The sequence below is a fragment of the Arthrobacter sp. CAN_A214 genome, assembly GCF_015751955.1.
Classification (GTDB): domain Bacteria; phylum Actinomycetota; class Actinomycetes; order Actinomycetales; family Micrococcaceae; genus Arthrobacter_D.
This window is the reverse complement of the sequence record NZ_JADOUU010000039.1, coordinates 1-16,129: the sequence shown is the minus strand read 5'-3', so window position 1 is coordinate 16,129 and position 16,129 is coordinate 1. Positions and strand designations below refer to the sequence as shown.

The 16,129-nt window shown below is 63.3% G+C and carries 16 protein-coding genes; 6 read left to right on the top strand and 10 right to left on the bottom strand.

Annotated features, from left to right (window positions below; translation table 11 throughout):
• Nucleotides 1-241: 241 nt before the first annotated feature.
• The 6 genes from IWX65_RS16180 to IWX65_RS16155 all read right to left on the bottom strand — a co-directional run bounded on the left by IWX65_RS16180 (nt 242) and on the right by IWX65_RS16155 (nt 5,716).
• Complete coding sequence (locus IWX65_RS16180) at nt 242-1,162, bottom strand: alpha/beta hydrolase (RefSeq protein WP_196884484.1); 921 nt, start codon at nt 1,160-1,162, stop codon at nt 242-244.
• A gap of 61 nt (nt 1,163-1,223) precedes the next feature.
• Entirely contained in the window at nt 1,224-2,162 is a 939-nt protein-coding gene (locus tag IWX65_RS16175) for a glycine betaine ABC transporter substrate-binding protein (protein ID WP_196884482.1), read from the bottom strand.
• A 28-nt stretch (nt 2,163-2,190) separates the two neighbouring features.
• On the bottom strand, nt 2,191-2,973 hold the full coding sequence (locus IWX65_RS16170; RefSeq protein ID WP_196884480.1) for an ABC transporter permease: 783 nt from the start codon (nt 2,971-2,973) through the stop codon (nt 2,191-2,193).
• Nucleotides 2,970-4,193: an ABC transporter ATP-binding protein gene (locus IWX65_RS16165; protein WP_196884141.1), complete on the bottom strand. Its 1,224-nt coding sequence runs from the start codon at nt 4,191-4,193 to the stop codon at nt 2,970-2,972. The genes IWX65_RS16170 and IWX65_RS16165 overlap by 4 nt, the downstream gene beginning before the upstream one ends.
• Nucleotides 4,190-4,834: an ABC transporter permease gene (locus tag IWX65_RS16160; RefSeq protein ID WP_196884139.1), complete on the bottom strand. Its 645-nt coding sequence runs from the start codon at nt 4,832-4,834 to the stop codon at nt 4,190-4,192. The genes IWX65_RS16165 and IWX65_RS16160 overlap by 4 nt, the downstream gene beginning before the upstream one ends.
• 48 nt (nt 4,835-4,882) lie before the next feature.
• Nucleotides 4,883-5,716 (bottom strand): DUF6282 family protein, encoded by an 834-nt coding sequence (locus IWX65_RS16155; protein WP_196884137.1) that lies wholly within the window; start codon nt 5,714-5,716, stop codon nt 4,883-4,885.
• A gap of 277 nt (nt 5,717-5,993) precedes the next feature.
• Between IWX65_RS16155 and IWX65_RS16150 the strand changes: the two genes are divergently transcribed.
• Both IWX65_RS16150 and IWX65_RS16145 read left to right on the top strand, forming a co-directional pair.
• On the top strand, nt 5,994-6,887 hold the full coding sequence (locus tag IWX65_RS16150) for a nitrilase-related carbon-nitrogen hydrolase (protein WP_196884478.1): 894 nt from the start codon (nt 5,994-5,996) through the stop codon (nt 6,885-6,887).
• Between the two features lie 94 nt (nt 6,888-6,981).
• Nucleotides 6,982-7,746: an IclR family transcriptional regulator gene (locus IWX65_RS16145; RefSeq protein ID WP_196884475.1), complete on the top strand. Its 765-nt coding sequence runs from the start codon at nt 6,982-6,984 to the stop codon at nt 7,744-7,746.
• Between the two features lie 262 nt (nt 7,747-8,008).
• On the opposite strand, the gene IWX65_RS16140 is transcribed toward IWX65_RS16145, so the two are convergent.
• Entirely contained in the window at nt 8,009-9,067 is a 1,059-nt protein-coding gene (locus tag IWX65_RS16140) for an LLM class flavin-dependent oxidoreductase (RefSeq protein ID WP_196884474.1), read from the bottom strand.
• Nucleotides 9,068-9,379: 312 nt separating this feature from the next.
• On the opposite strand from IWX65_RS16140, the gene IWX65_RS16135 reads away from it, so the two are divergent.
• From IWX65_RS16135 to IWX65_RS16120, 4 genes are all read left to right on the top strand, one after another.
• A complete protein-coding gene (locus IWX65_RS16135) occupies nt 9,380-9,880 on the top strand; it encodes a Chromate resistance protein ChrB (RefSeq protein WP_196884472.1) in 501 nt (166 codons plus the stop codon).
• On the top strand, nt 9,877-10,308 hold the full coding sequence (locus IWX65_RS16130) for a chromate resistance protein ChrB domain-containing protein (protein ID WP_196884470.1): 432 nt from the start codon (nt 9,877-9,879) through the stop codon (nt 10,306-10,308). Before IWX65_RS16135 ends, IWX65_RS16130 begins: the two co-directional genes overlap by 4 nt.
• Complete coding sequence (chrA, locus tag IWX65_RS16125) at nt 10,305-11,663, top strand: chromate efflux transporter (protein ID WP_196884468.1); 1,359 nt, start codon at nt 10,305-10,307, stop codon at nt 11,661-11,663. The genes IWX65_RS16130 and chrA overlap by 4 nt, the downstream gene beginning before the upstream one ends.
• Nucleotides 11,664-11,898: 235 nt before the next feature.
• Nucleotides 11,899-12,471, top strand: coding sequence for a recombinase family protein (locus IWX65_RS16120; RefSeq protein WP_196884466.1), 573 nt, complete (start codon nt 11,899-11,901; stop codon nt 12,469-12,471).
• A gap of 331 nt (nt 12,472-12,802) precedes the next feature.
• Here the strand turns inward: IWX65_RS16120 and IWX65_RS16115 are convergent, their stop codons facing one another.
• The 3 genes from IWX65_RS16115 to IWX65_RS16105 form a co-directional block, all read right to left on the bottom strand.
• The gene (locus IWX65_RS16115) at nt 12,803-14,185 is read right to left on the bottom strand and encodes an FAD-binding oxidoreductase (RefSeq protein ID WP_334683943.1); all 1,383 of its coding nucleotides are present in this window, start codon (nt 14,183-14,185) and stop codon (nt 12,803-12,805) included.
• Nucleotides 14,182-15,597 carry a 2-oxoadipate dioxygenase/decarboxylase gene (gene hglS, locus IWX65_RS16110; RefSeq protein WP_196884464.1) on the bottom strand — a complete coding sequence of 472 codons (1,416 nt, stop codon included), beginning with the start codon at nt 15,595-15,597 and terminating at the stop codon, nt 14,182-14,184. Before hglS ends, IWX65_RS16115 begins: the two co-directional genes overlap by 4 nt.
• An 80-nt stretch (nt 15,598-15,677) precedes the next feature.
• Nucleotides 15,678-15,983: a hypothetical protein gene (locus tag IWX65_RS16105; RefSeq protein WP_196884462.1), complete on the bottom strand. Its 306-nt coding sequence runs from the start codon at nt 15,981-15,983 to the stop codon at nt 15,678-15,680.
• Nucleotides 15,984-16,129 lie beyond the last annotated feature (146 nt).

The window sequence follows — 16,129 nt, the reverse complement described above, 5'->3', positions numbered from 1 at the left end:
CTCCTCCCGGCGGTGCGCGCAGCGGGAGAGGACGCCGTCGTCCTTGCGGACGGGTACTCGTGCCGCACCCAGCTGGAGGACCTCAGCGAACGCCGCGGCATCCACCTGGCCCAGCTGCTGGACCAGGCAACACCCAGAGACTAACCGCTGCGGCCGCCGCGAACTTCTCCTGCGGGGTGCCCCGAGAGGGCAAAGGGAGGGGCCTACCACTGGTAGGCCCCTCCCTTTCGTTCGGATGGAGCTAAGCGGAAACGCTCCGAATCGGCGACGCGCTTGCCGCGAAGGCGGAGTCAAAGAACTCCTGCAGGCGGTCGCAGAGGATCAGGAATTCCGGGTGGTCGCCGTACATGAAGTCGTTGTGGCGTCCGTCGATGGTGTACAGCGTCTTGGGTGAGGACGCTGCCTCGTACAATGACAGGGCCTCGTCGTAGGGGTGCAGGGTGTTGCGCGACCCGTGTCCGATGAACAGGGGTGCTGGCGCGAGGTCCCTGACCATTTTCTCCACCTTGACGTCGATGATGGACTCGGTGAATTGCAGCCGTGTGGGGTGCCCGAATCCATACACCTGGGAGAGTTCCTTCCCCACGTAGTCCTCTGTGGCAGGATCCAGCGGGTAGTGGGCGAAGGTGTCGGCCAGCTGTGATTCCCCTTCGAGGACCCGCCGCGTACGGTCCAGCTGCACTTCGTCGAGGATTTTGGTGTACTCGTCGAAGGTGTGGATTGATTTGAGCCACCTCTCGCCGTCGTAGAAGCCGTTCAGTGCGGCTACCCCGGCCACGTTCCGTGCCTTTGCGCCGGTCAGGACGACATTCGCTGCACCCATTCCCCAGCCGATGAGCCCGATCTGGTGATCGTCCACATCTTCCTGGGACTGCATGAATGTGATGGCGTTGCGGATGTCCTCGACCTGCTGCTCAATGAGGACGGTGCCCTTTTCGCCCTCGCTGTCCGCCATTCCGCGGTAGTCGAAGCCGAGGCAGATGTAGCCGCGTTTGGTCATGTTCTTGGCGAACATTCTCGGGTAGAACTCGTTGAAGCCCTGGTATCCGGAGTTGACGATTAACGCCGGATGCGGGCCATTCGCCGGCAGATCGTCCGGGTAGTACAGGGTGGCCTTTAGGCGGCTTCCCTCGCTGAAGAACGTGGTTTCTTTCTCAATCACTGTGTTTCCTTTTTTTCGTATTCGTGTTCATAGTCAGAGTTTCGGTGGGACGCAGCTTGGGTCAGCCGATGAGGCCTTCGCTCTCGAGCCACTCGTCGGCGACGTCGCGCGGTTCTTCGCCGTCGTTGTCGATCCTGCCGTTGAGTTCGGTGATGGTCTCGTTGGTGAGGGCTTCATTGACGGGCGCCATGATGTCGGCGATGGCCGGGTATTCATCGAGTGTTTCCTGCCGCAGGGTCATTGCGCCTTGGTACTCGACGAAGAACTCTTGGTCATCTTCGAGGACGGTCAGGTCGTTGGAGACGATGCGGGCGTCGGTGGAGAACACCTCACCGAAGCTGCAGTCCTCGCCGATCTGGGTGTAGATCAGGTTCAGGTCGAGTTCGACGATGTTGCTGAATTCGAAGCCGTAGGCCGCTTCCAGGCCGGGCAGTCCGTCGTCGCGGTTGATGAATTCGCTGGCGGCGCAGACAACGCCCTCATCCGGGTTCTCCTGAATGTAGGCCGCGGCGTCGCTCATCGTGGTGAGGCTGTTTTCCTCAGCGAAGGCTGTGGGAACAGCGATACGGTAGGTGTTTTCGAAGGGTGCCGGCTTCAGCCAGGCGATGTTGTTCGCGGCATCGCCTTCGGCGACGGCGGCGTACAGGTCTTCGGGAACGTCCTCGGTGGTGTTGCCGAGAATGTTTACCCATCCGGTGCCGGTGTAGTCCCAGTACATGTCGACTTCACCGGTTTCCAGGGCTTCGCGGACGGTGGCGCTGCCGGAAATCCCGGTCTTGTCCTCGATCGTTGCGCCGGCGTTTTCCAGGGCGGCTGCGGTGATCTGGGCCAGCAGGATTGATTCGGTGAATTCTTTGGAGCCGACGGACAGTTCGGCACCGGCGAGTTCGCCGTCGGCGGTCGCACCGCCGGTGTCTCCGCCGCCACAGGCAGTCAGCGTGAGGGCAAGGCCGAGACCAAGGACTGTGAGGGTTTTCGCCTGCGCGGATGTTGTGTTCATGGTTCCTCTTCTAGTGGTTGGAATGGTTTTACAAGCCTTTGGGGCGAAGGAAGTCTTCGGCGATTCCGGCCAGGTAATCGATCAGCAGGGCCAGGACCGCGGTGAGGGCGGCACCGACAATCTGGATCAGGACCCGGTTGGTGGACAGCCCGGCGACGATGATGTCGCCGAGGCCTCCGGCGTTGATATAGGTGGTGAGTGTGGCGGTGCCGACGTTGATGACCAGAGCGGTGCGCACACCGGCCAGGATGATCGGCACGGAGAGCGGTAGTTCCAGCCGTCGCAGCACCCCGAACTTCGAGATACCCATGCCGCGACCGGCTTCAAGGACGGATTCATCCACTTGTTCCAGGCCGACCATGGTGTTCAGTAGCACCGGGATGATGGCGTAGAGCACCAGGCCGACCACTGCTGCCTGGAAGCCGAGAAACAGGAACGCGACGGCGAGGAGGACAAGCACCGCGATCGTTGGGACAGCCTGCCCCAGCGTGAGCAGAGTCAGCACATAGGGCCGGATCCGCCGCGTGAAGGGACGGGTGAGCAGGATTCCCAGCGGAACGGCGACGATGAGGGTCAGTAGGGTCGACACCGCGGTCAGCTGGACATGTTCCCAGGTCGCTTTGGCCAGCGATGCGGCGTTCAGTGAGCGTGCCTCGATGCTGTCCAGTTCCCGTGACCCCACATATAGGTACAGGCCGAGACATACCAGCGCCAGGATCACCGGCATGACCACGTAGCCGGTCAGCGACCGGTGGCGGACCCGCGGCGGGGTCTGGGCGACGACGCCCCGGTCGCGTGCGAGGGTGGTCATGGCCGGTCACCGGCCGATCCCGCCGTCGGACGTTCAGCGAGATCGGCTGCATTCTGGGCGGCGGAGGTGCTGCGCATGGCGCGGATCGTCTCGTTGATCTGGTTGATGTCCACCACCCCGCGGTAGACGCCGGCGGAATCGACCACGACGGTGACACTGTTTCGGGCGGCGATCAGTTCGTTGAGGGCATCGCTGAGGGTGGCGGTGGGTTCGACCATCCCTTCGACCGGCATTCCGATCTCATCGAGTGCACCGCTCGGGGAGGACTGCAGGTCCCCGGAGCCGACCCAGCGGCGCGGCCGTCCGGCGTCGTCAAGGACCAGCACTGAATCCCGCCCGCTGCTCCTCAGCTGATCAAGCACCTGCGCGGAGTCGGCGCCCACCCGGACGGTGGGCCAGGAGGACAGCTCGATATCGGAGACCCGGCTGAGGTTCAGCCGCTTCAGCGAGGCTCCCTTGCCGATGAAGTCGGCGACGAACTGGTTCGCGGGGGCGGTGAGGATCCTCTCGGGGGTGTCGTACTGGGCGATGCGCGACGCTTCCTGCAGGATGACGATGCGGTCTCCCATCTTGATCGCTTCGTCGATGTCGTGAGTGACGAAGACAATGGTTTTGCGGACCTCCGACTGCAGACGCAGGAATTCGTTCTGCAGGCGGTCGCGGGTGATGGGGTCGATTGCGCCGAAGGGCTCATCCATCAGCATCACGTCGGGGTCCGCGCCGAGAGCCCTGGCGACGCCGACCCGCTGGCGCTGGCCGCCCGAGAGTTGTTTGGGGTAGCGGTCGCGGTAGTCGGCCGGCGACATGTTGACCATTTCCAGCAGTTCGTCGACCCGGGCAGCCACGCGCTTGCTGTCCCAGCCGAGCAGCTTCGGGACGGTCGCGATGTTCTCGCCGATGGTCAAATGGGGAAAGAGGCCCACCTGCTGGATGACGTAGCCGATCCGCCGCCGCAGCGTGTCCGGGTTCGCGGTGGTGACGTCTTCGCCGTCGAGGATGATCCGTCCGGACGTTGGTTCTATGATCCGGTTGATGGTCTTCATGGTGGTGGTTTTGCCGCAGCCGGATGGGCCGACCAGCACAACGATCTCACCTTCGTAAATGTCCAACGTCAGGTTGTCGACGGCGTTCTGCTGCTGGCCGGGGAAGCGCTTGGTGAGGTTTTCCAGCCGGATCATGACCTTGCGGGATGGTTGGCTGATGTTGGGTGAACTGGTCATCGGATTCCTTGGGAGGTTGTGAGCCTGCGGATGACGTAGAACAGGACATCGGACAGGATGGCGAGAATGATGATGCCGAGGGTCCCGGCGAGGACGAGGTTGACTGCCACCGGCGTGCCCACCCGGGCTAGTCCGGTGAAGATCATTTCGCCGTAGCCGGGGCCGAGGACGACCGAGCCGATTGCTGCGATGCCGAGCAGGACCAGAGAGGTGACGCGCACCCCGGTGATGATCACGGGCCATGCCAGCGGAAGTTCGATGCGCAGCAACTGTTGCCTGCGGCTCATTCCCATGCCGCTGGCGGATTCGACGATGGCTGGATCCACCTCCCGCAGCCCGGTGATCGTGTTCCGGACGATTGGCAGGAGCCCGTACATGGTCAGGGCGACCACCACAGGCATGGCGCCGAGGCCGAGCGGTCCGATGAGCAGGATGAAGAGCGCGAAGGACGGGATGGTCAGGAACGCACCGGTGACGGCGAGGACGGCCTCGCGCGGCCGTGGCTTACGGTAGGTGGCGATGCCCAGGCTGACCCCGATCACGGTGGCCAGCAGGACCGAGACGCCGACGACGGCGGCGTGCCCCAGGCCGAGTTCGAGCATGTCGTCACTGCGGTTGATCAGGAATTCGAAGAAATTCACGTCACGTCACCGCCCCGATTTCCGCTCGGGATAGCCGTTTGGGAGATGTCATGACAGCACGAGCTTCCTGGGGTTGTCGGAGGCACTGGCTTGCAGCCAGCTGGAGTCGAGGCCCTGGGAGGCCAGCCGTTCAATGAGTTCCTTGAGCGCCAGCGGGGGCTGGGGGCTGTTCGGCTGACCGGCGTCGGACGAGAGAATCAGGCGGTCCCCGGCTGCGCGCGCCACCCCGGCCAGGAGCGCTTCGGTCATCCCCGGCTGATGCCAGAGCTGGTAGGCAGTAATTTCGACATAGGCGCCACGATCAGCCAGCTCGGCGATCTCCGCCACACTCATCGCCGGAACCGTATAGGAAGGGTGCGTGAGCAGGAACCGGGTGATTCCCCGTTTCCCTGCCTCATCAAAGAGCCACCGGCATTCAGCAGTGCTCAGATGTCCGGTACACAGGACCGCGTCGAACTCGGCGATTAGATCCAAAACCAGATAAATGCTTCTCAGCTGCACGTCGTCGGCTGCCAAAACCGGAGGGGTGGAAAGAGTAGAGCGGTTCAGTCGTGGTTGAAGATCGCTCAGCCGGGGCAACCCCGCGCTTTCCTGGGTGTGCGCGTCAGCGGTAGGAAACCAAATGACACGGCCGCCGCTATGGAGCGTCGCTGCAACTGCCGCCGGATTAATGCCACCGACCGGCCGGTTGAGCGCGATGCCACCGACGACGTCGAGCCCCGAGGCGCGAGCCAGCGCCTTCGCCCGTCCGACGGTTGATTCCTGATGTCCTTTGAGCACGAACCCGCTGAAACCTTCGGCGGCGTACTGGGCGCAAATCTGGTCGTCATAGCCGATACGATCAATGACGTCCGGCGCGGCGTGGACGTGAACATCAAACATCTATCGGGAGCCTTTCGCCAGCCGGCATCGCTGCGGGCGGGGTCAATCCACTGTGATTTCTTCCCGGGTTCATGGGAACGACTCTAAGAGCGAAGTGTGATCTACACAACACTGTGGTGCAAAATATGCAACTAGAGGTCTATCCTGCGCGGCGGTGCGGTTTCGATGATTCACGGGACTACCCTAAGGTTGAGTTGCAATTTATGCACTGACAATTGCAACTTCAGCATCTGGCATGAATAGTGAGGCGCAGAACTACCGGGGTGAGGCTCACTCCGTGGACAAGGTGGGTTATCCCGCCCGAGAAGGGATTTTGCCAGTGAGCGAAGCTGCTGAGGATTGGGCCATCAAAAGCGACAAGCTGAAGGTCAGGCTGCTGCAGACCGATCCCACGCTGGGCGACGTGGACGGCAACCTGCAAAAAATTGACTCGCTGATCGCAGCTGCCACCGACAGCGACCTGGTGGTGCTCCCCGAACTGGCAACCCACGGTTACCACCTGAGCGAAGTACCTGATGCGATGCCGCTGCAGCCCACAGATCAGCGTCTGCTGGGTTTGGGTAGGCATGGCCCGGCCGCCGTGGTGGGCTTCGCCGAAGCCTTCCGCCACCACACCTTCAACAGTGCGGCCCTGCTGAGCGACGGCGAGGCACGGATTCAGCGCAAGATGTTCCTGCCCACGTACCGCGGATGGGAAGAGCGCAAGCATTTTCGCCCCGGCGGACAACTGCACTGCGAGGACCTTTTGAACACCCGTCTGTCAGTGCTGATCTGTAACGATGCTTGGCAACCTGCCATTCCCTGGCTCGCCGCTCATGCAGGCGCTGAGGTTTTGGTCGTGCCCGTTAACAGTGCGACGAGTCACGTAGGTGTACCAACGGCGCGTGCCTGGGAAATTCTCCTGCTGCATGCTGCAGTGGTATTGCAGTCCTTCGTGGTCTTCGTCAACCGGTGTGGTGAGGAAAACCAGCGGGACTTCTGGGGCGGCTCGCGTGTGATCCACCCCTCCGGTGAAGTCCTCGGCCAACTAGGATCCGACCCAGGTCAGCTCGATGTTGAACTCGATCTTGGCGAACTGCGGCTGCTGCGGCGTAAGTGGCCTCTTCTGCAGGAGTCCCGAGCGGACCTCATCGCCCGCGAAGCCGGCAGGCTTGCTGCGGACGACCTTTAGAATCGCCTTCCAACGATCATGGAGCCTAACTATTGCGTTGTGAATTACGTACATGCAGTTGCAAATATCACATCTAGGTTCTAGAGTTTGCGGCATGAGTACGGGGCAGAAGCAGACTGGGGCAGCCAAGATCATGGCCGTGTTGGAGGTGCTTGGCACCGCTGATGCGGTGTCGTACCCCCACGGAATGACCGTTTCCGAGGTGTCCCGGGCATTGGGTCGCGACAAATCAATCGTGTCCCGGCAGTTGAAGAGCCTGCTGGAGTCAGGACTGGTATCCCGTGATCCCACTGGCTGTTTCGAGCTGAGCTGGAGACTCTATGCCCTGGCGTCGAGGGCAGGTGACCAGCACCTGGCCAAGAAAGCCGGGCCCGTGATGCGAAAGCTCACCGATCACGTCCGGGAACGCACCCACCTCACAGTCCTCAGCGATGGCGAGGTATTGACCGTGCGATCCGAGAGCTCACGCCGCTCCATTGAAACCCAAGGCTGGGTTGGGCGGACCATCCCTGTATGCCGCAGTTCAAGTGGCATGGCACTGCTGATGGATCACGACGACGACCAGATCCTCGAGATCGCACAATCATCAGATCCCAACGGGTCAAAAAGCCAGGCGACCGCATTCCTCGAAGAGATCAAACGGTCCCGACAGCGGCAGTATTCCGTCGCAAACCGGATCTTCGACCCGGAAATCATCGGAATCGGCACGCCGGTGCGGGACTTCTCCGGCAGAATCATCGCCGCGTTAAACATCTCCGGCCCAGCACCGCGGATCGAGAACCACGTCAACCTGTTCGGTTCGCACTTGATCGCTGCTGCAGGAAGCCTGCGGCAGCCGCCGGCGGCCAATTCGATCTGATCAACGCACCCGATCGCAGCCCAGTCGGCAAGTAGTTATAGGCGTGGTGATCGGACTGCTTCAGGGGTGGCAGTACTCCTTCATTGAACTTGGGGCCGGCATCGGCCCCTGCTCGGGGTGACGATCGCTAGAATCCACCCCGTCCGGCTGGGGCCAAGACGGCTTGACACAGTCTTGCTCCGCACTCGACCTGCAAAGGTGTCTTTAAAAGCTTTAGTTTTTCGAGACGGTGGTTGATGACTGTTCTGTCGGTGCTGTCTCTTTAATGCGGGTCGTGCCTAAGCCCTGCTGGGTTCCAACCCAGGGCGGGACCCAACGTGGTGGCCATGTCGGTGAGGATCTGGATGTAGTCCTCGTGGTCGAAGCTGAAGGGCAACGCGAACGCCACCTCGTCGACCTCCTGGAACCCCGCGTGGGCGTGGAGTTGCTCCGCGATCTGATCGCTGGTGCCGATGAGGTCCGGGGCGAACATCATCCCTTTCGGGCCCTGCGGTGCCCGGGTGCGGGGGAAACGTTCATCGACATACCGCTGGTACTTCTCCCGTTGGCTCGACGATGCCGAATCGGTCGGGATTACCACCAGGCCCTGCGAGACCCGAGCCGGTCCGTGCTGGTGGGGTGATGCTGCGGCTGCTTTCCGGTAGGCGCGGATCTGGGATCGCTGAACGTGGGCGAAATCCGGTTCCTGATCCTTGTCGGGGAAAATCACGCTGCTGGAGAGCAGGTTGAAGCCGTTCGCCCCGGCCCAGACGGCTGACCTTGTGCTGCCGGCGCCGTACCATAGACGTTGCCGCAGCCCGGGGGAGTGTGGCTCGACGCGGTCAGAGAATTCCTCGACGACGCCCTGCCTGCCGGAGAATCCCCGGACCGGTGTCCCTGCGATCATCCGGGCGAGGCGTTCCACGCGGGTGTAGGTGAAGTCTTCGAGGTCCACCGAGTCCGGGTACAGCTCGTCCTTCACCGTGTCGTAGTGCATCGGCTCACCCACGCTCAGACCCGGGTTGATCCGCCCGCCGGCGAGCAGATCGACGGTGGCCAGGTCCTCGGCCAGGCGCAACGGGTTTTCCCAGCCCAGCGGGGTCACAGCGGTTCCAAGCTCGATTCGGGAGGTGCGCTGGCTGGCGGCCGCCATGACCGCGATAGGGGAGGAAATCCCGAACTGTAGATGACGGTGGCGCAGCCAGGCACTGTCGAACCCGAGCCGTTCGCCGAGTTCGATGACCCGCAACGTCGATTCGTGCCCCGCGGCCGGATCCGCCGGATCAAACAGGCCAATCGTGAGGAATCCGAGCTTGCGAAGCGGGTGCGTGGAGTGGGGCATGGCTTCCCTCCCAGGGGTCGGTGTACGGTCTGCTTACCAAGGCAGCGTCCGCCATCAACTTCTCACAAACTGTCTCGAAACCCACTTCTCCGTCACGAACTAGCGCTTCCGCTTAGGAGACAGGGTGGCGAGACATCGAAGGCGCAGTAGCGGCGAGGGAGGGGCAATGTCTCGTCTTTTTGTGTCGCAACCCAACGATTTCGGCATGCTTCTTTGCTGCGCCGGGCTCCGATGGCGGTGCCAGCGCTCAGGTGATCTTTACCGGCACCGGCCCCTCCGGCCAGATGTTGTAACCTCGGTTACATGACGAGCATGTCCGATCAGCAGACGGCTCCGGGAGAGTGGGTGCTGTTGACGTATCGGTTGCCGCGGGAGCCTTCGGGCCCTCGGCTGGCGTTGTGGCGCAAGCTCAAGCGCCTGGGTGTGGCGCAGTTGGCTGACGGGTTGGTGGCGTTGCCGGCCGATGCGCGGACCCGGGAACAGTTGGAGTGGGCGGCCGAGGACGTCGAGCAGGCCGGTGGTGTGGCCGGGGTGTGGTTCGCCCGCCCGGCCACGAAGGCGCTGGAACGGGCGGTCGCGACGCCGATGGATGTCGCCCGGGCGGGTGAGTACGCCAAGGTCACTGCCCAGGCCCGTGCTGCTGGCATCCTCGAGGCCCCGGAGCGGGTCCACGTGCTGCGGAAATTGCGGGGACAGATGCGTCTGGTTGAACGCCGTGATTTTTTCCGCCCGCCGGAACGCGAACAGGCCCGCCAGGCGTTGAAGGATCTGGCCGCGGCAGGGGCGAGCACGCCCGCGGTGGTCGTGCCGTGAGGTGGGCGACCCGGGCCGGGGTGCATATCGACCGGGCGGCGTGTGCCTGGTTGATCCGCCGCCACCTGGACCCGGATGCGCAGTTCGTATTTGTTGACGGGCCCGACCAGGTACCCGCTGATGCCACCGCCTTTGACATGCGCGGGGTGGAATTGGGTCATCGCGGGACCGATTGCACTTTTGAGACCATTCTGCGACGCCATCAGCTGGCCGATCCGGTGCTGTGGCGTATTGCGGCAATCGTGCACGAGGCCGACCTGGAGGACGAGCATTACGATGCCCCCGAAGCGCCGGGCTTTGACCTGATCCTGCGCGCCCTGTCCGTGGCCCACGGCGACGAGGCCGTCCTGTCCATGACCACTCCGATCTTCGACGCCGTCTACGCCTACATCCGCCGCGGCGTGCTGGAGGGAAGGAGCTTCGTATGAGCACCACCCCCCGGGTTCATGACGTGATTCCTCTGCGGGAAGCCGCCAAGGCCTGGTTCAAGATTTCCCTGCAGACCTTCGGCGGCCCGGCCGGGCAGATCGCGGTCATGCAGCGGTCCCTGGTTGATGAGCACCGCTGGATCGGGGAACGCCGGTTCCTGCACGCGCTGTCTTACTGCATGCTCCTGCCCGGACCCGAGGCCCAGCAACTGGCCGTCTACATCGGCTGGCTACTCAACGGCACGCGTGGGGGGCTCATCGCCGGAGTGCTCTTTGTCCTGCCCGGGGTCGTGGCGCTGCTGGCCCTGTCCGCGATCTACGTCGCTTTCGGAGAGACCGCGGTGGTCACGGCCCTGTTCACCGGGCTGGCAGCGGCGGTGCTGGCCATCGTCATCCAGGCCGTCATCAAGGTCGCCAAGCGGGCCTTGCACCACGCAGCGCTGATGGCTCTGGCGGTGGCCTCCTTCGTGGCCCTGGCCGTTTTCGCCGTGCCCTTCCCCGTGGTCATCGCCGCGGCCGCGGCCATCGGCTGGGTCCTGGGCCGGGTCCGCCCGGCCATCATGGCCGCCCCGGCCAAAACGACCGGACCGGACGGCACCGAGCCATTAATCTCTGACGACGCCCTGCACCACACCGCCCCCTCCTGGCGGCGGGCCGCGGTGATCCTTGGTTTGGGCATCCCGCTGTGGCTGGGCCCGGTCGCGGTCGCGTACGCGCTCACCGGGGCACAGAGCGTGTACACCCAGCAGGGACTTTTCTTCAGCGGTACCGCTCTGGTCACCTTCGGCGGCGCCTACGCAGTGCTGGCCTACGTGGCCCAACAGGCCGTGACCACCTACGGGTGGCTAGCCCCCGGAGAAATGGTCCGCGGCCTGGCCCTGGCCGAGACCACCCCGGGACCTTTGATCATGGTCGTGCAGTTCGTCGCCTTCCTCGGTGCCTTCCGCGACCCCGGGACCCTGGATCCCTGGGCCGCGGCCGTGCTCGCATCCTTGCTCACCACCTGGGTGACGTTCGTACCCTGCTTCCTGTTCATCTTCCTCGGCGCCCCGCACGTCGAACGGTTGCGCGGCAATAAGTCGCTCTCGGCGGCCCTGACCGGGATCACCGCCGCCGTCGTGGGCGTAATCGCCAACCTCGCCGTCTACTTCGCCGTCCACACCCTTTTCGCCACCACCACCGGCCTGGACTGGGGGCCGATCCACATCGACCTCCCACAGATCCAGAGCCTGCAACCGGGCGCTGTCCTCATCGGTGTCGCAGCGATGATCATGATCTTCAAGCTACGCTGGAGCGTCCTTCGAACCCTCGGAGTCTGCGCCGCCGCCGGGCTCGCCCTCGGCCTGCTGACCTAATCCTCGACAACAACGGGAAACCACATGCGTCCTGCTTCACACCAGGACGATCACAACACGGGGTCGGCGTACATGATGCAGAAACCGCCATTCCGAGCTGCGGATAACCGCCATTCTCAACCAACAGTCACAGACGGGGGAGTCCGCGACCGCGTCATGTCTCAGCAATGTGTCTCACAGTGGATATTCTCAACAAACGGGAAGAAGGCCTTGATGAGCTTGAGGGGGAGTCGGGATGGGAAGTATCGGATATGCCAGGGTCAGCACTCTGGAGCAGAACGCGGACCTGCAGCACGCGGCCCTGCGTGCCGCGGGCTGCGACCGGATCTTCACGGACCATGGTGTGAGCGGAACGAGAGCCAGCCGATCCGAACTGGACAAGCTGCTCGATCATTTACGAGCTGGCGATGAGGTGGTGGTGTGGAAGCTGGACCGGTTGGGGCGCAACACCCGGAACCTGCTGGCTCTGATCGATGAGCTCGAACATCGGGGTGTGCATTTCCGCAGCGTCACCGAAGGCATCAGCACCACCGGATCGATGGGCAGGGCCATGCTCACCGTCATGTCCGCGTTCGCCCAGCTCGAGCGCGACCAATTGGCCGAACGCGCCAGGGCCGGCATGGCCATAGCGGCCGAACACGGATGGAAGGCTGGGCGGCGGAAAATCACCATCGCTCATGCCAAGGTCAAGCGCACCCGGGACCTGAAGGCTCAGGGACTCGCGCCGACCGATATCGGAAAGATCATCGGAGCCAGCCGCGCCACCGTGTACCGGTATCTGAGCATCGGCACTAACGACAAACCCTGACGGGAACGGAGGCCGACAGGTACCGCGTGCTTGCTCGCGAAGCGTGAAGATTCGAGTGCAGGGAAGTTCGAGAACTTGTGCAGTTGGCTTCGCATCTCAACGTCCAAAATGCCTCATCCTGCCAGTCCGCCCCAAAAAGCCTCTCCGCCCCAACGTCTGAGAAGTGGGGACTTTCCTGAATTCGGAGGATTCAGACTCCGACTACATCCTCAATTCCGAAGAGCCAAATAAGGCGAGTACAAGGGCTATTGGAACGTACGGATGTTGATGTCAAACAATAACGCGGACAGTTGGCCTGACAGCAGTATCGTGATCCATCACGGCGGCTGATCTAGATCCCTCGCCTGGGGCTGAGGACGTTGTTCGGGTCGAAGAGCCACTTGATTCGGTGCTGCAGTTTCCTGTTTTCCGGTGAGAGCTGGCGGGCCAGTGCCGTGATTTTCAAGCTCCCCACCCCGTGTTCTCCGGTTACGGTCCCACCCAATCGCTGGGCCGCTTCAGCAAGCTGGTCCAGGATGTCCTCGGTCTGCGCGTAGGAAGAATCGGAGGCATCGGGAAGGGTGATCCCGGGGTGCAGGTTCCCATCGCCGGCGTGGGCGAACGTCGGGATGCGGATCTTATTAGCCTCGGCGATCCGTTCGATCTCGGCGAAGATGTCTCCGAGTCTGTCCACAGGAACCGCGATGTCGCAGGACGCACGCAGTCCCTGAGCGCTAAGAGAGCTGCTGACAAAACGGCGCGCTTCCAGCAGATTGTCCGATTCCGAGACGTCGAAAGTGACGGCATTGCCCAAAACGGCGCGCACTTCCGCCAGCTGTTCCTCAGCGTCCTGTCCGATGAACTGGCCGAGCAGGACAGCCTGGCCTGGCATCCTGGCCATGTCGGGGTGCTGGCGTTCAACGGCCTCGACGCTGTCGCGGTCCAGGATTTCGAGGACTTCCGGGGCGAGAGAGGTGGACATGATGGCCGTTACCCCTGCCGCGGCCTCCGTCATAGAACTAAAGCTGGCCCGGAAGGTGCGGTGAACGCCGCGGGGGCGCGGGACGAGCCGGAGCCGGGCGGAGGTGATGACTCCGAGAGTTCCTTCGGAACCGATCATCAGCCCGGTCAGGTTCAGTCCGGCCACGTTCTTCCGAGTGGAGGTCCCCGTATCCAGCACTGTTCCGTCCGCGAGCACGACTTCGACGGAGACCACGCTGTCGGAAGTGACTCCGTACTTGGTGCAGCGCAGTCCACCGGCATTCGTGGCGATGTTCCCGCCAATGCTCGAGGTGCGGTAGCTGGCCGGATCAGGGGCGTACATTAGTCCGTACCGCGCCGCGCGGTCGTCGATGTCGGCGGTGATGACACCGGCCTGTACCTCGACCATGCGGTTTCCCGGGTTGAAGGACACTATGCGGTTCATGGAAGCCAGCGAGAGCACCAGCCCGCCCCGGTAGGCAACGGCGCCTCCGGACAGGCCTGTGCCCGCGCCGCGCACCGAAACCGGGACACCGTTCAGGTTCGCCCAGGACAGCGCTGCGGACACATCCGCGGTGGTTTCGGCAAGCACGACGGCACAGGGCTCGCCGTCGGGAACCGCGCGGGACGCATCGGCGAGATAGGGTTTCATGTCCGTCTGGGCCTGGAGCACTTTGGTGCCCAGCTGGCGCCGGAGGTCCTCCATCGCGTCGAAGGCCGCCGGTATCGTCGGGCGGGGCGGGGTGGTGCTCATGCGGAGGTCTGGCCGATCGGCAGTTCGACCGGCTGACCCAACTGTTGCGCGAGCTGGCGGAGCGAGGCCTCGCGTTCTTCCGCGTAGATGTCCTCGGGCACTCTCACCGGTGTGCCGATGGCCTCGGACATCCAGGCGAGGTCCCGGGCTGCGCCGCCTTGGTTGGTGTCGACCGATCCGCCGCCGCTGAGATTGGACGAGAAAATGCCGGCCGCGGATCGGGGTAGGAAGTCCTCGTACACGATGGGAGCCGCCAGCACGACTCCCTGGTCGATGAGGGACACCAGATCCGCGCCAGCCCCGGTTCCCACGACCGGCGCACCGTCGCCCGGATGGAAGGTGAAGAACGCGAGGTCCTGTTCGATGAACCCGCGTTCACTGGACGGCCAAGAGGCGGCCCAGACCTCACGCGCGATGTCTTGGCGGTCGCGGCCCGGGTTAATGGCGTGGAGGCTATCTATGCGGGCAACCAACTCGTCGTACAGGTCCCGGCCGCGCGGGGTGAGCGCCAGGCCACGGGCCTCGACTTCACCGAAGCGTACCCTCAGGCTGCCCTCGAAGGTGCTGCCATCGGCGGAGCGGAACACGCGCGATTCGGACAGGGCACGGAATGAGGTTTGGCGTAGCAGAACGTCTGGTCCGTCCCAACGCGGAGGGCCTTGAATGGCATCGATCATCGTGATGCCGCGCTCCTGCATGGAGAGGTAGAGGTCGTCGATGTCCAGTACACGGGGGGTGAGGTGATTGATGTGTGTGGTGGAGACCCCACCGATGTCCGCGGCCACACTCGAGATGGCCTCGAGTTTCTGGTACCACTCGTGGTCCACAGGGTCGGCCGACAGGGCAAACGCGCTGGCTGCCAGGTCTAGGAAACGCTGGGTGTCCGCCTCGTCGAGTCCTTCCTGTCGAATGGCTATTTCGGCGAGGTCGAGAAGCTCGGTAGGGAAAAGCGTTCGGCTGTCCAGGAAGTCCCTGAGGCGTCCCTCCATTTCAGCGTCGAAGAAGCGGCGGTCCTCCGGAACCAGCATGGATGTGAATACCCGAAATGGGTTCAGGGCAAGTTCTTCGCGCGGCAGCGGCCGGAAGGCCGTGGAGACAACCGGGATGGGGGACGGTTGGGCATCACGCAAATCGTAAAACCCGACGGGGTACATGCCCAGTGCTGCGAAGATGCGAGAGACCTGGCGCATTTCCTGCGGGGTCCCGACCCGGATCGCGCCGTGACGTTCGGCGGTGACTCGCGAAATGCTGCCCAATCGCTCGGCGTCGGCTCCCTGGGCGCGCATGACGCGTTCATTTACCTCCTGCGAGACTTCAACGAGTGTGTTGTAGGCTGGCACCTCCTGGCCGTAGAGCTCCGAGAGGCGCTCAGCGAAGCGTGCGCGCAGTTTCCAGACAGGGATGGTGTGCATTCGTTCTCCTAATCGGTGGTGTGGCTAGTCATCGTCGCCAGCGATAGACGCTCAGAAGCGCGGCCGACCTTAGCTGAGGGCTAGCTGTCTACATCGGCCGCAGAGCAGGAATTGACGGCCAGAACCGCAACGAAGGTGACCAGCCCGCACAAAGCCAGGTATTCGGTGACAAGCCAAGGAGCCCCACTCAGTGCGACGACCAGCGCGGCGGCAATCAAGGGTGTCGGGCGGGAGACCGCCACGGCATTCAACTCCCTGGTGACGGCAATGCCCGAAAAGCGGTACTTTGTGGGGAAGAAATTGGCAAGGAAGCCTCCCTGGCTGCCCGCGCCGGTACGGAGAACAATGACCGAGCAAAAAGCCATGGCGATACAGATCACCGTCATGGTCCCCGAATTCAAAGCTCATCATGACCATGAACAGAACGGTGGGGAACTGGCTCATCGCAAACGAGAGTGCAGGCGGGGTGTAGCCGGGGCGGGCGCGTCGGTGACGAGATAGAGGTCGAGGCCTTCCGATGATGGAAGTTCTC